Source organism: Nocardia xishanensis NBRC 101358 (genome assembly GCF_001613365.1).
Lineage (GTDB): Bacteria > Actinomycetota > Actinomycetes > Mycobacteriales > Mycobacteriaceae > Nocardia > Nocardia xishanensis.
In genome coordinates this window covers 1-13,960 of record NZ_BDCF01000003.1, presented here as the reverse complement: position 1 = coordinate 13,960, position 13,960 = coordinate 1, and the positions used below count along the sequence as shown (strand labels likewise).

The following is a 13,960-nucleotide window of genomic DNA, read 5'->3' as shown; positions in this document are numbered from 1 at the left end:
TGTCCTGACCGGCGTCGCGATCGTACCGCACGGAAGCGATCACCGCTCATACTCCGGCTTCGACGGTTTGCCCGCCGCGATGCTCGATCGCGCCGAGGATCAATCCGCTGTCGTCTGCGTCGACGCGCACCGCGTCACCAGGGCCGAGCTTGCCGTCCAGCAGCAGGCGAGACAGCTTGTTGTCGAGCTCCTTCTGCACCGTGCGGCGCAGCGGGCGGGCGCCGTACTCCGGCTGGTAGCCGTGCTCGGCGAGCCAGTCGACGGCGGGATCGGTGATGTCGAGGTCGATGTCCTGGGCGTGCAACAGGCGCCGGGTGCCGTCGAGCACCAGGTCGACGATGTTGCGCAGTTCCTGCCGGTCGAGCCGGTGGAACACGATGGTCTCGTCGATCCGGTTGAGGAACTCGGGGCGGAAATGCGCGCTCAGCCGGTCCATCAGCTGCGGCGTGATCGCGTCGACGTCGCCTTCCGGCGCGGAGAGGATCAGATCGGAGCCGATGTTGCTGGTCATGATGACGATGGTGTTCTTGAAATCGACCGTGCGGCCCTTGCTGTCGGTGACCCGGCCGTCGTCGAGCAGTTGCAGCAGCACGTTGAACACGTCCGGATGCGCCTTCTCCACCTCGTCGAACAGGATCACCGAATACGGTTGCCTGCGCACCCGATCGGTGAGCTGGGCCGCGTCGTCGTAGCCGATGTATCCGGGCGGCGCGCCCACCAGGCGCGAGACCGTGTGCTTCTCCTGGAACTCGCTCATGTCGAAGCGGATCAGCCGGTCCTCGTCGCCGAAGACGGCTTCCGCCAAGGCTTTCGCGAGTTCGGTCTTGCCGACGCCGGTCGGTCCGAGGAACAGAAACGACCCGATGGGCCGGTTCGGATCCTTCAATCCGGCCCGCGCCCTGCGCACCGCCTCGGCGACCGCGACGATCGCCTCGTTCTGGCCGATCACCCGCTTGTGCAGCACTTCCTCGAGCTTCAGCAGCCGCTCGCGCTCCTCGACGGTGAGGTCGGCCACCGGGATGCCGGTCTGGCGCGAAACCACCTCGGCGATGTCGGTGACCGTCACCTCCGGTTCCTCGCCGGACTCGGCCTCGTCGACCCGCTCCTCGGCGGTGGCGATCTTCGCCTTGAGATCGTTGGCCTTCTCGTAGTCCTCGGCGGCCACCGCGGCGTCCTTCTCACGGCGCAGCCTGGCCAGCTCCTCCTCCTTGGAACGCAGGTCGGGATCGGGCGTGCGGGTGCGCAGCCGCACGCGCGCCCCCGCTTGATCGAGCAGGTCGATCGCCTTGTCCGGCATGAACCGGTCGGTGAGGTAGCGGTCGGACAGTTCGGCCGCGGCGACGAGCGCCTCGTCCTGGTACCGCACCTGATGGTGTTCCTCGTACACGTCGACCAGGCCGCGCAGGATCTCGATGGTGTCGGCGACGGAGGGCTCGGACACCAGGACCGGCTGGAACCGCCGTTCCAGCGCGGCGTCCTTCTCGATGTGGCGGCGATACTCGTCGATGGTTGTCGCGCCGATCGCGTGCAACTCGCCGCGCGCCAGCGCCGGTTTGAGCAGATTGCCCGCGTCCATCGAACCCTCGGAACTGCCGCCCGCGCCGACGATGGTGTGCAGTTCGTCGATGAACACCACCAATTCGCCGGAGTGCGCGCGCACTTCGTCGAGGATCTTGGTCAGGCGCTCCTCGAACTCGCCGCGGTACTTGCTGCCCGCCACCAGCGAACCGACGTCGAGGGCGACCACGCGGCGGCCGGCGAGGGTGCTCGGCACGTCCCCGTTCACGATGCGCTGAGCAAGGCCTTCCACGATGGCGGTCTTGCCGACGCCGGGATCGCCGATCAGCACCGGGTTGTTCTTGCGCCGCCTGGACAGGATCTCCACCGTCTGCTCGATCTCCTCGGCGCGGCCGACCACCGGGTCCAGCTCGCCCGCCCGCGCCTCCGCGGTGAGATCGCGGCTGTATTCGTCGAGCGTCGGCGTCTCGCTTTTCGCCGGGCGGCCGGCGGGGGCGGGCTTCGCGCCGGACAGCAGCACGTGGGCCGCGGGGCTGTCGGTGAGGGAGGCGATGCCGAGCAGGACGTGCTCGGGTCCGATGTAGCTGCTGCCCGATTCGGCCGCGCGGCGCTGCGCGGCCCGCAGCGCGAGTTTGGCGGCCGGGCTGAGGGTCACCGGCTCGTCGGCGTCCTCGACGGGTTCGCCGGTGTCACTGGCGTCCCGCATCTCGTTGGCAACCTTGTCGGGGTTGTGGCCGAGTTCGGCGATGATGCTGCGGCCGGGCTCGGCCTCGGTGGCCGCGTACAGCAGATGCTCGGGGGTGACCTCGTGATTGCCCCAGTCCCGGGCCGCCTCGCGCGCGGTGGCGATCAGCAGTTTGGCGTTGTCGGTCATCAGCCGCCCGAGATCGGTGCGCTGCACGGGTGGCTGCGACAGCATTCCCGAGCCGAAGAACCGCTGGAAGATGTCGTCGAACGAACCGATCGAACTCGGCCAACCCTCGGTCATGTCCACCTCGCTGCGTCGCGGCGCACGATGTGCGCCATCGGGATACGGACGGCGCCGGACGAGACGGCACCGAACTGGATTGCTCACGGTTCACGCTCGTGCGCATCGCGTCTCTGACGCAGGTGCGACCACGGGAAATCGACCTCCCGCTTCATCGCAACGTACCGCCGTTTCAGGCCGGGTGGCAACCATCCGGTTCGTGACCAAGTCGATACTGGCTACTCGGCCGCTATCCGCCGGGCGAACCTATCCTGCAGGCATGGCGACCGGCATCGGGACCGTACCGCCGCGACCGGGCGACGGCCGTGATCGAGTGGTACCCATGTGCCGAACTCTCGCCGAACTCGACGCCTCGGTCTCCGATTGCTTCGCCTGCCCGCGCCTCGTGGCATGGCGGGAACGGGTGGCGCGCGAGAAACGCGCCGCCTTCCGCGACGAAACCTATTGGGGTCGTCCGGTTCCCGGCTTCGGCCCGGACGACGCCCGGCTGCTGATCATCGGCCTGGCGCCCGCCGCGCACGGCGGCAACCGCACCGGACGCATGTTCACCGGCGACCGCAGCGGGGACGTGCTCTACGCCGCCATGCACGCCGTCGGCCTCGCCAATCAGCCGACCTCCGTGCGCCGCGACGACGGGCTCGCGCTGCTCGGCGCTCGCGTCACCGCGCCCGTGCACTGCGCGCCGCCGGACAACAAACCCGCTCCCGACGAACGCGATCGGTGCCGCGGCTGGCTCGACCTCGAGCTCGGCCTGCTGGCGCCGACGGTGCGGGCGGTCGTGGTGCTCGGGGCTTTCGGGTGGCAGGCGGCGCTGCCCGCGCTCGCCGAGGCGGGCTGGGTGGTGCCGCGCCCGCGCCCGAAGTTCGGCCACGGCGTGCGCTACACGCTGCCGCCCGCCGTCGCGGACCGCGCCGAGCTGGAACTGTTCGGCTGCTACCACGTCAGCCAGCAGAACACCTTCACCGGGCGGCTGACACCGGCGATGCTCGAGCAAGTGCTCGCCGAGGCGGCTACCGCCGCGGGACTGCACCCGCGCCGAGCGCACTGAGGCCGCCGACCGGTGGGGACTTGCGATTCGGCGGTGGAGTCGCTCGAATCCGGTGGCGCCACCATGACGCGGCCCAGCTGATCCGGCTGTCGAAAGCCCTCGATCGAAAGGTCAGTTCGACGCCGGGCGATTCCCTCGGCGGTGCAGGGCGAGCTGGAGTTCGAGCAGCAGGCGGTCGGCGGGGTCTGTCAGGCCGATGCCGGTGATGGACTCCGCGCGGCGCAGGCGGTAGCGCAACGTGTTCGGGTGCACGCTCAGCGCGGCGGCCGCACGGCGCACGTCGCCGTGCTCGCGCAGGTAGCCCTCGACGCTCTCGCCGAGTTGCGAGCCGTGGTCGCGGTCGTAGTCGAACAGGGCGCGCACACGGGGGTCGCGAAGATCGTCGCGGGTGGCGAGCAGGTCGAGGATCTCGCCGAGCAGCACGGTGGTGCGGGATTCGGCGAGAGTGGTCACCCGGCCGCGCGGAAAGGTGGCGGCGGTGCTGTCCAGCACCCGGTCGACCTCGGCGCGGGCGGCGGCCACCTCGGTGAGATCGGCGACGGGAATGGCGATGCCCGCGCGCAGGACCGCGCCGCGCCCGGTCTCCAGCTGGTCGACCAGCTGCCGGGTCCACGCGATGACGGAAGGCGCGGACCGGTATCCGGGCAGCAGTACGTAGACGCGGTCGCCGAGCACGGTCGCGATCGAGTCGGGCCGAAACGAGCTGGCGTGCAATCGGATCACGCTGCCGAGCGCCGAATGCCGTTTCCGCGCGGGCGAATGCACCGCGAATCCGACGACGGCCGCAGGTCCGTGCACCGGGACGCGCAACGCGCCCGCCACGGACGGTATGTCGACGCCCTCGCCGTGTGCCCCGAAAAGCCTTTGCAACAACAGTGTTTCGGTGGACGGCGCGTCCAAGGAGCGCGCGATGACGCGGGCGGCGACGGCGGCCGCCCCGCGCAGCACCTCCGCGGCGTCCGGCTCGAACGGCCGGTCCCCTTGTTGCAACCAGATCGAGCCGAGCGTGCGCGACCCGCCGTCGACCGCCGTCGCGTGGATGCCGACGACCAAGCGTCGTTTGATGTTCAGCTCCTCGTGCGCGGGCAGGTCGATCACCTCGTCGCCGCGGCGCAGCCGGTCGAAAACGCCCCACTCGTGCAGCACCCGCAGGTAGTCGCGCGGACCCTCGCGGCCGAGGATGGACAAGATTCGCAACTCGTCGGCCGAGTCGTCGGAGGCCGAATAGGCGAGCACGTGCGAATGCGCGTCCTCGATGGAGACCATCCCGCCCGCGTTCTGCGCGACGATCTGCGCCAAGCCGAACAGGTCGGTGTCGGTGGTGAGCGGGTCGTCTGCCGTGCGAGCCCGGCTCGCCCGGTCGAGCAGGCTGCGGACCTGCGCCAGCACCGCGTCCCAGCGCGCCTTGCGGTGCACGACGACCACCGCGACCCGCGACCGGCGGGCCGCCCCGCGCACCGCGGCGGATTCGGCGGTCGACTTGAGCAGCACCACGCTCGGGCGGCGCTCGGGCGGGCGGGCGGCCAGCTCACCGAGCCAGCGCCGCACCGCCGACTCCCGCACACCCACCAGCAGCGCCATGTCCACCGGCGTCGCGGGCGCCTCGCCGAGATCGTCGCCGTCCAGCAACGCCACCGAGCCGATACCGACCGCGTCGCCTTCGGGCGCCTCGACCAGATCGATGACGGTGCTGTCGAGCGCGTCGAGCAGTTCGCGCAGCGGCACGCCCGCCCATCGGCCCGGTTCCTCGGTGACCACGCTCATACCTTTCGCTCCGCTCGGCTTCGGCCGATCGGACAACAACTCGCTCCCATCTTTGTCCCATCGGCCGATCCCGCGCTCGGCTTCCCGGAGTTGACTGCGCTGACCAGCTCCGACCAGGCAGGAGGATTCATGGACGCCATCGCGACCACACCCACGCCCGTCAACGAACCGGTCGGCAGCTTCGCCCCCGGCACACCCGAACGGGAGCGGCTGCGCGCCGAACTGGACCGACTCGCGGCGACACCGACCGAGGTGCACCACGTCATCGGCGGCAGGCATCGCCGCACGGCGGGCCCGGTCGTCGAGGTGGTGCAGCCGCACCGGCACGCCGCGGTACTCGGCACCGTCACGTTCGCCGACCACCGCGATGCGCGGGACGCCATCGAGGCAGCCAGCGCGGCCGCTCCCGGTTGGCGCGCACTCTCGTTCGAGGACCGGGCCGCGGTGTTCTTGCGCGCCGCCGATCTGCTCGCCGGGCCGTGGCGCGAAACCCTCGCCGCCGCGACGATGCTCGGCCAATCCAAGACCGCCTACCAGGCCGAGATCGACACCCCGTGCGAGCTGGTGGACTTCTGGCGCTTCAATGTGCATTTCGCGCGCCAGATCCTGGCCGAACAGCCGATCTCGACGTCCGGCGTGTGGAATCGGCTGGAGTACCGGCCGCTGGAGGGCTTCGTCTACGCGATCACCCCGTTCAACTTCTCCGCAATCGCGGGCAATCTGCCCACCGCGCCCGCGCTGATGGGCAACACCGTGCTGTGGAAGCCCGCGCCGACCCAGGCGGTGGCCGCGTACTGGACCATGAAGCTGCTGGAGGCGGCCGGACTGCCGCCCGGCGTGATCAACCTGGTGCACGGGGCGGGCCCGGAGGTCTCGGAGGTGGCGCTGGCCGACGCGCGACTGGCCGGCGTGCATTTCACCGGATCGACCGCGACCTTCCGCCACCTGTGGCGCACAGTGGCGATGAATCTCGATCGCTACCAAGGGTATCCGCGCCTGGTCGGCGAGACCGGCGGCAAGGACTTCGTGCTCGCGCACAGCTCCGCCGATCCGGACGTGCTCACCACCGCGCTGATCCGCGGCGCGTTCGACTATCAGGGCCAGAAGTGCTCGGCCGCCTCGCGCGCGTTCGTCCCTGCGTCGGTGTGGGCGAGGATGGGCGCCGATTTCATCGACAAGGTGGGCGCGCTGACGTATGGCGACGTCACCGATTTCGGCAATTTCGGCGGCGCGCTCATCGATCGGCGGGCCTTCGACAAGAACGCCGACGCCATCGCCCGCGCGAAGGCGACGCCGGGGCTGACGATCGCGGCCGGCGGCCGAACCGACGACAGCGTGGGCTATTTCGTCGATCCGACGGTGCTGCTCGGTGACGATCCGGCCGACGAGGCGTTCCGCACCGAGTACTTCGGACCGATACTGGCGGTGCACGTCTACGACGATGCCGCGCCCGGATCCTTCGACGCGGCAATGGAACTCGTCGATCGCGGATCGGCCTACGGCCTCACCGGCTCGATTGTCGCCGACGACCGCGCCGCCGTCGCCGCGGCCACCGAGCGGCTGCGCTTCGCGGCGGGCAATTTCTATGTCAACGACAAACCCACCGGCGCCGTGGTCGGCCAGCAGCCGTTCGGCGGAGCGCGCGCGTCGGGCACCAACGACAAGGCGGGGTCGCCGCAGAACCTGCTGCGCTGGACCTCCGCCCGCACGATCAAGGAGACCTTCGTGCCGCCCACCGACCACCGCTATCCGCATCAGGCCCCGACGACCGGCACCGAGACGGAGGTGCGGTGATGCCCGCCGGACTGCTGCGGCCCGCACTGCTCGCGGCCGCTCGCTCGCCACGGTTGGAGCGCGGCGTCACGCGGATGCGCGCCACCCGCTCACTCGTCGACCGGTTCGTCGCCGGGTCGACCGAACCGCAGGCCATCGCCGCCGCCGAGGCGCTGCGGAGCTCCGGCCGTTTCGTCACCATCGACTACCTCGGCGAGGACACCACCGACCCGGCCATGGCGCGCGACACCGTGTCGCACTATCGCGAGCTGCTCGCGGCGCTCGCCGAGCTGCCCGCCGCCGAGGAGCCGGGAACCGTTCGGCCGCTGGAGGTTTCGCTGAAGCTCTCGGCGCTCGGCCAAGCCCTGCCGCGCGACGGGCACCGCATCGCCCTCGACAACGCCCGCGAGATCTGCGCCGCCGCCGACGCGGCGGGCGTCGCGGTCACCGTCGACGCCGAGGACCACACCACCACGGACTCGACGCTGTCGATCGTGCGCGACTTGCGCGCGGACTTCTCCGGCACCGGAACCGTGCTCCAGGCCTACTTGCGCCGCACCGAGGCCGACTGCCGCGATTTCGCGGGGCCGGGTTCGCGGATCCGGCTGTGCAAAGGGGCGTACCGGGAGCCGGAGTCGGTGGCGTTTCGGGCGGCCGCCGAGGTGGACGCCGCCTACCTGCGGTGCCTGCGGATTCTGATGGACGGCGCGGGTTATCCGATGGTGGCCACCCACGACCCCGCCATGATCGAGGCGGCGCGGCGCTATGCCGACGAAGCCGACCGGAAGGCGGACGAGTTCGAGTTCCAGATGCTCTACGGCATCCGCGACGCCGAGCAGCGCCGCCTCGCCGCAGACCGCCGCCAGGTCCGCGTGTACCTGCCCTACGGCGACCAGTGGTACGGCTACTTCATGCGCAGGCTCGCCGAACGACCCGCCAACCTGGCGTTCTTCCTGCGCGCGCTGGCGCCCGCCAACCGGCGCTGATCGCCCCGCGTTCCGCCCGGCGTTGTCCGATCGGCCAAGCCGGGCGGAACATTATTTATCCAACTCACCGATCACACCGCGTTCGTGGTCCGATTAGCTGACAGCCACCAGTGTGATCCGCGTTACGGCGCACGCCCCGCGACCCGGGGCGTGCCGAGCCGAACGCAGCGGAGAAAGGAAGCCGCATGTCCCTCGCGGAGTTGCGCCACCAGATGTTGCGCCGCAAGCCCCTCGCCGAAGTCGAGGACGAGACGCCCACCGACGAACGGTTGGCCGAACACCTCGGCGTGTGGCAGCTCACCGCGATCGGCGTCGGCGGCATCATCGGTGCGGGCATCTTCACCCTCGCGGGCAGCGTCGCCAACAAGACCACCGGTCCCGCCGTGCTGCTGTCCTTCCTGGTGGCCGGCCTGGCCAGCGCGGCGGCGGCGCTGTGTTACGCCGAATTCGCGGGCATGGTGCCCAAGGCCGGATCGGCCTACACCTACGGCTACGTCTCGCTCGGGGAGTTCGTCGGCTGGTTCATCGGCTGGGATCTGCTGCTGGAGTACATCGCGGTGGCGGCGGTGGTCGCGATCGGCGTCTCAGGATATTTCGGGTTCCTGCTGGATCAGGTGGGCATCACGCTGCCGGATTGGATGCTCGGCGCCTCCGGGACCGGGGAAGGTCACGTGGTCGACGTGTTCGCGATGGTGTTCTGCCTCGGCACCGCGTGGGTGCTCTCCCGCGGCATCCGCAGCGTCGGCCGGTTCGAGACGGTGGCCGTCGCCATCAAGGTCGCCCTCGTGCTGTTGATCATCGTGCTCGGCGTCTTCCAGATCGACAGCGCGAACTACACCCCGTACTTCCCGTACGGCACGGGCGCGGTGATGACCGGCGCCGCCACCGTGTTCTTCGCCGTGTTCGGCTACGACGCGATGAGCACCGCGGCCGAGGAGTCGGTCGACGGCAAGAAGCACCTGCCCAAGGCGATCCTCTACTCGCTGGCCATCGCCATGGTGCTGTACGTGCTGGCCACCCTCGTGCTCACCGGCATGCAGAAGTACACCGAAATCGACCCGGAGAGCGGCTTTTCCACCGCCTTCGAATCCGTCGGCATGCCAGGCATCGCCAACGTCATCGCGGTCGGCGCGATCATCGGCATCATCACCGTGGTGCTCACCTTCATGCTCGGGGTGACCAGGGTGTGGTACTCGATGAGCCGCGACGGCCTGCTGCCGGAGTGGTTCGCCAAGACCCATCCGGAGCGCAAGGTGCCGACCCGGGTGACGTGGATCGTCGGCTTCGGCTCGGCCGCCCTCGCCGGAGTGCTGCCGATAAACCTGGTCGCCGAGCTCACCAACATCGGCATCCTCAGCGCGTTCGTCGTGGTCTGCGTGGCGGTGCTGGTCTTCCGCTACACCCGGCCCGAGGTGCCGCGTACCTTCCGACTGCCGTTCATGCCGATGGTTCCGATCGTCGGCGTGGTGTTCTCGGTGTGGCTGATCCTTTCGCTGCCATGGCAGACCTGGGTGCGTTTCGGGGTCTGGCTGGTGGTCGGCCTGGTGATCTATTTCGGGTACTCGCGCACTCACTCGAAGCTCCAGCAGACCGGTCCGGCCGCGCCGCCCCCGGCCGGTGAACGAGCTCGGGCGTAAGCCGACTGTTCGAGGCGAGCGCCGGCGGGTCAGCCGAGGAGGTGCGGCGGGGTCGCGCGCGGCGGCACTTTGCGCACGAAGTCGCGCCGTAGCGCGTGGTACGGCCGGTCCGGAGCGAAGTCGCGGCGCATCCGGGCCAGTTCCTCGTCGCGGTAGGCGTGCAGCGGTTCGGCCGACTCGTCGGTGGCGCGGTGTTGCTTCTTCGCCACCAGGCGGTGTACCAGCTCCGCGCTGCCCGCGAGGCGTGCGGCCTCTCGTCGTGTCGAGTCCCAGAAGGTTTCGGCATCGCCGGGGACCACGCGGTCCGCCAGCCCGAGCGCCGCCGCCGCGGCGGCTCCGACGGGGAGCGCCTCCCGGGTCAGACGCTCGGCCTCGGTCGCCCCGGCGCGCCGGGGCAGCAGGTAGGTCCAATACTCCGAACCGTGCAGGCCCATCAGGCGGTAGTGCGGGTTCAACACCACCGACTCGCGACACCACACCTCGTCCGCGGCCAGTGCCAGCATGACGCCGCCCGCCGCCGCGTTTCCCGCGAGCGCCGAGATCACGAGTTTGTCCGTGGTGGTGAGGATCGCCTCCACCACGTCGTTCATCGCGGTGATGTTGAGCCAGGATTCCACGGCCGGGTCGTCGGCCGCCTCGATGACGTTCAGGTGGATGCCGTTGCAGAAGATGTCACGGGCCGAGCCCAAGACGAGCACGTCGATCGGTCGCGCGCAAGCCTGCCGGTACGCCGCCAGCAGCGCGCGGCATTGGCGGGTGCTCAGCGCGCCGCCGGGGAAGGAGAACTCGAGATAGCCGACGGCGCCCTCCTCCCGGTACCGCAGCTCCGACCAGGTGTTCCGGACGGCGGCCTGCGCGGGTGTCACGGGTACCTCCGGGACGGACGCGGGCAACGCCGAACCGAGCGCGTCGGTCGCGGGTCGCTTGAACGTCGGCGGGCCGCAGGCCGCGCGGCGGGGACGCAGCTGCGGCACCCACACCGCGCCGTCGACGGTCGCCAGGCAGATCGCTCCGTCGCGAGTGGCGACGATCGTGCCGGGGCTGCCGCGCAGCCGATCCTCGTCGTGGCCGCCGTGCAGGTAGAACTTTCGCCCGTACAGCTCGTCGAGGACGCCCGGCTGCGAATCAGCGGCGCGCAACTTGCGCAGCACGACGGCCGTCTCGTCGACCGCCCAGTCGATCCGGCGGTATCGCTGATCGTGATAGGGCCGAAGGCGCCCACCGACGTCCGGCCGGCGGTAGTCCGGCGGTTCCGGCTCGAAACGGCCGCAGGCGAATCGGTCGAGCGCGATCAGCACGGCGCGCACCGCGGCGTCCGCGATCTCGTTGCGATAGAGATCGCTCTTCCCACACGCCGCGAGGGTGCAGGGCACAGAAGCCCAGACGGGTCCCGCGTCGAACTCCTCGACCGCCTGAAGCACGGTGACACCCCACTCGCGTTCGCCTTCGTGAATGGCCCAATCGAGGGATGATGGCCCGCGGTCACCCACGGGTCCCGGGTGCACGATGAGGACTGTGTGCGCGGACCAGATGTCCTTCGGTATCGCGGTGGTGAGCATGGGCGCCACGATCACTTCCGGGCCGAACGCCGCCAGCCCCGCCCGCAGCGGTTCGTCGCCGAGCGCCAGTTCGACGCCGACGTGGTGGTCGCGGGCACGCAGTTCGGCGTGGATGCGCTGGGTGAGGCTGTTGAACGCACTGGCCACCAAAAGAATTCGCAAGAGACCCTCCATCGCGGTGTAGAGAGCTTTTACGTCTTCCACGGAAAACTGCTGCGAAACGCCAATTCGAAAAGCGGTGCAATTATCGCTCGAGCCGAATCGACCGACCCGCGAATCCGCGATTCGACCGCGCGACCGGCGCGGGTCCGGCCCCGGACCCGCGACTGTTCACACCGCGCGGCTCGGCCGAGCGGGCGCGAGCGTGAGCAACGCCAGGCCCGCACCCAAAACCGCCAGGCCGCACCATGATACGAGCGGAAGGCGTTCTCCGACGATCACCACGCCCAGCACCGCGGCGACGGCGGGCTCCGCGAGTGTCAGTGTGGTGGCCACCTCCACCGGCGTGTGCCGCAGACCGTATCCGAAGAGCCGGTAGGCCAGGAATGTGGTGAAGAAGGCCAGATGCACGGCGACCGCCGCCCCGCGGACCGTGCCGAGCCAGGCGGTGTCCGCCGCGAGCAATACCGGAAGGACCAGCAGCCCGGCCACGCCGAACAGTACGCCCATCACCGCGCCGGAGGGGTGGCCGCGACCGATCAGCTCCCCGCCGATGCGCGAGTACAGCACGTAGGTCAGCCCGGCGAGGACGGCGAGCGCGACACCGAGCCCGTCCACCCCGCCCTGCGCTCCGGTGAAACGCGGGCCGAGCACGAGGACGGCGCAGCCGAGCACCGCGGCCGTAGTGGCGCACAGCCAGTGGGTACTCGGCAGTGAGCGGTCGCGCATCCCGGCGATCAGGCCGGCGAAAACCGGTGCGCTACAGAGCGCTACGACAGTGGCGACGGCGACGCCGGTGCGCGCGACCGCCGGGTAGAAGGTGAGCGGATATCCCGCGACGGCGACCGCGCCCACGGTCAGCGACCGCCACTCGGGGCCGCTGAAAGAGGGACGGACGCCGAGGCCGCTCAGGACGAGCAGCAGGCCGCCGAGCGCGAGCCCGGCGGCGCCGACGGCCGCCGCGGGCGCGCCGCCCGGCGCGAGCGAACTGGCTGTTCCGGTGCTGCCCCACAGGACGGCGGCGGTGAGGATGGGCAGGGGCCCGCGCAGCGGGAGGGTGACGTGGTCGGACACGACGGTGCACTTCCGTTCTCGGATTCCGGGGGGTGGGAATCGAAACGGGCGCACGGCCGAACTCCTGACCGCCCTGTGGCAGGCCGGAGTGCGAAACGGATTCGCCGCGGGTGCGCCCGTCAGGCGACCGGCGGCGGCGTGACAGCGTGCCAGTAGGTGTCCACGAACCGATGATAACTACGCCCTCGGGGCCGCGCGCCATCGCTCCCCCCATCGAGGATCGTTCGGAGATCACGCTCGGAATCGAATCCCGTTCGCTACGATCGGGTCGGTGACCAGCAAGGATTCAGCCGCACCTCGATCGCAGGCCGCCTCGAGCCGCACCCGCGCGCCTGCCCCCCTCGACGATGTCGACCGCGTGCTGCTCGATCAGCTGGCCCGCGACGGCCGCATCACCAACAACGCACTGGCGGCCGCGGCCGGTATCGCGCCGTCGACCTGCCTGGGGCGGGTGCGGGCGCTGGTGGAGCGTGGCGTGATCCGCGGCTTCCACGCCGATATCGATCCGGCCGCCCTCGGACGCGGCTTGCAGGCGATGATCGCGTTACGGCTGCACGGGAATTCGCGCAGGCAGCTCGCCGAATACGGTCAGCGGCTCGCGGCGCTGCCCGAAGTGCTCAATGTGTATTTCATCGCGGGCGCCGACGACTACCTCATCCACGTCGCCACCGAGAACACCGACGAGCTGCGCGCTTTCGTCCTCGAGCACCTCAGCGCCGATCCCGCGGTGTCCTCGACGGAGACGATCCTCATCTTCGAGCACCTACGTCCGCAGACGCCGGTTCCCGGCCGCTGAGTGCCGCGACCGGGCGCGCGACGCTCAGGCGGCGACGAGCCGCTTCGCGGTGTAACCGTGTGCGGCGGCGACGGATTCGGACAGCAGCATCCCCTCGTGGGTGCTCAGCCCCGCGGCCAGGCCGGGATCGGCGGCGGCCGCGGCGCGCCAGCCGCGCTCGGCCACCGCGATGACGTACGGGAGGGTGGCATTGGTGAGCGCCACCGTGGACGTGTTCGGCACCGCGCCAGGCATGTTCGCGACGCAGTAGAACACCGAATCGTGCACCCGGTAGGTGGGTTCGGCGTGAGTGGTCGGGCGGGAATCGGCGAAGCAGCCGCCCTGGTCGATGGCGATGTCGACCAGCACGGAGCCCGGTTTCAACTGTTCGACGAGGTCGTGCGATACCAGCTCGGGAGCCTTCGCGCCAGGCACGAGCACCGCGCCGATCACCAGATCCGCCTCGCGCACCAGATTCTCGACCTCGAGCGCGTTGGAGACGACGGTGCGCACGTGCCCGCGGTACTGCTCGTCGACCTCGCGCAACCGGCCGATGTTCACGTCCAGCACGGTGACATCGGCGCGCATCCCGACCGCGACGGCGATCGCGTTGCGGCCCGCGACGCCCGCGCCGAGCACGACGACCTTCGCGGGCCGCACCCCGGGCACCCCGCCCATC

Annotated in this window: 10 protein-coding genes; 5 read left to right on the top strand and 5 right to left on the bottom strand. The window is 70.3% G+C overall.

Annotation, left to right across the window (positions count from 1 at the left end; translation table 11 throughout):
* Nucleotides 1-46: 46 nt before the first annotated feature.
* Nucleotides 47-2,506 carry an ATP-dependent Clp protease ATP-binding subunit gene (locus tag NX1_RS04605; protein WP_068054544.1) on the bottom strand — a complete coding sequence of 820 codons (2,460 nt, stop codon included), beginning with the start codon at nt 2,504-2,506 and terminating at the stop codon, nt 47-49.
* Between the two features lie 322 nt (nt 2,507-2,828).
* On the opposite strand from NX1_RS04605, the gene NX1_RS04600 reads away from it, so the two are divergent.
* Entirely contained in the window at nt 2,829-3,554 is a 726-nt protein-coding gene (locus tag NX1_RS04600) for a uracil-DNA glycosylase (protein ID WP_157119550.1), read from the top strand.
* A 111-nt stretch (nt 3,555-3,665) separates the two neighbouring features.
* Here NX1_RS04600 and NX1_RS04595 read toward each other — a convergent pair whose 3' ends face one another.
* Nucleotides 3,666-5,318, bottom strand: coding sequence for a PucR family transcriptional regulator (locus NX1_RS04595; RefSeq protein WP_084501002.1), 1,653 nt, complete (start codon nt 5,316-5,318; stop codon nt 3,666-3,668).
* A gap of 129 nt (nt 5,319-5,447) precedes the next feature.
* On the opposite strand from NX1_RS04595, the gene pruA reads away from it, so the two are divergent.
* The 3 genes from pruA to NX1_RS04580 all read left to right on the top strand — a co-directional run bounded on the left by pruA (nt 5,448) and on the right by NX1_RS04580 (nt 9,714).
* Nucleotides 5,448-7,112: an L-glutamate gamma-semialdehyde dehydrogenase gene (pruA, locus tag NX1_RS04590; protein WP_068054297.1), complete on the top strand. Its 1,665-nt coding sequence runs from the start codon at nt 5,448-5,450 to the stop codon at nt 7,110-7,112.
* Nucleotides 7,112-8,077, top strand: a complete 966-nt coding sequence (locus NX1_RS04585) for a proline dehydrogenase family protein (RefSeq protein WP_068054294.1) — start codon at nt 7,112-7,114, stop codon at nt 8,075-8,077. Before pruA ends, NX1_RS04585 begins: the two co-directional genes overlap by 1 nt.
* A gap of 185 nt (nt 8,078-8,262) precedes the next feature.
* On the top strand, nt 8,263-9,714 hold the full coding sequence (locus NX1_RS04580; RefSeq protein ID WP_068054292.1) for an amino acid permease: 1,452 nt from the start codon (nt 8,263-8,265) through the stop codon (nt 9,712-9,714).
* Nucleotides 9,715-9,743: 29 nt separating this feature from the next.
* On the opposite strand, the gene NX1_RS04575 is transcribed toward NX1_RS04580, so the two are convergent.
* Both NX1_RS04575 and NX1_RS04570 read right to left on the bottom strand, forming a co-directional pair.
* Complete coding sequence (locus NX1_RS04575) at nt 9,744-11,435, bottom strand: hydrogenase maturation protein (RefSeq protein ID WP_068054538.1); 1,692 nt, start codon at nt 11,433-11,435, stop codon at nt 9,744-9,746.
* Between the two features lie 168 nt (nt 11,436-11,603).
* Entirely contained in the window at nt 11,604-12,506 is a 903-nt protein-coding gene (locus tag NX1_RS04570; RefSeq protein ID WP_068054288.1) for a DMT family transporter, read from the bottom strand.
* Between the two features lie 271 nt (nt 12,507-12,777).
* Here NX1_RS04570 and NX1_RS04565 point away from each other — a divergent pair, with 271 nt between their 5' ends.
* Nucleotides 12,778-13,302, top strand: a complete 525-nt coding sequence (locus tag NX1_RS04565; RefSeq protein ID WP_068054286.1) for an Lrp/AsnC family transcriptional regulator — start codon at nt 12,778-12,780, stop codon at nt 13,300-13,302.
* Nucleotides 13,303-13,326: 24 nt separating this feature from the next.
* Here NX1_RS04565 and NX1_RS04560 read toward each other — a convergent pair.
* A partial coding sequence (locus NX1_RS04560; protein WP_373864863.1) for an alanine dehydrogenase occupies nt 13,327-13,960 on the bottom strand: 634 nt, incomplete at its 5' end.

Excerpts from the sequence above, each read along its gene's own strand:
- NX1_RS04595 (WP_084501002.1), bottom strand. The coding sequence starts at position 5,318 with ATGAGCGTGGTCACCGAGGAACCGGGCCGATGGGCGGGCGTGCCGCTG.
- pruA (WP_068054297.1), top strand. The coding sequence starts at position 5,448 with ATGGACGCCATCGCGACCACACCCACGCCCGTCAACGAACCGGTCGGC.
- NX1_RS04600 (WP_157119550.1), top strand. The coding sequence starts at position 2,829 with ATGTGCCGAACTCTCGCCGAACTCGACGCCTCGGTCTCCGATTGCTTC.
- NX1_RS04580 (WP_068054292.1), top strand. The coding sequence starts at position 8,263 with ATGTCCCTCGCGGAGTTGCGCCACCAGATGTTGCGCCGCAAGCCCCTC.
- NX1_RS04585 (WP_068054294.1), top strand. The coding sequence starts at position 7,112 with ATGCCCGCCGGACTGCTGCGGCCCGCACTGCTCGCGGCCGCTCGCTCG.
- NX1_RS04605 (WP_068054544.1), bottom strand. The coding sequence starts at position 2,506 with ATGACCGAGGGTTGGCCGAGTTCGATCGGTTCGTTCGACGACATCTTC.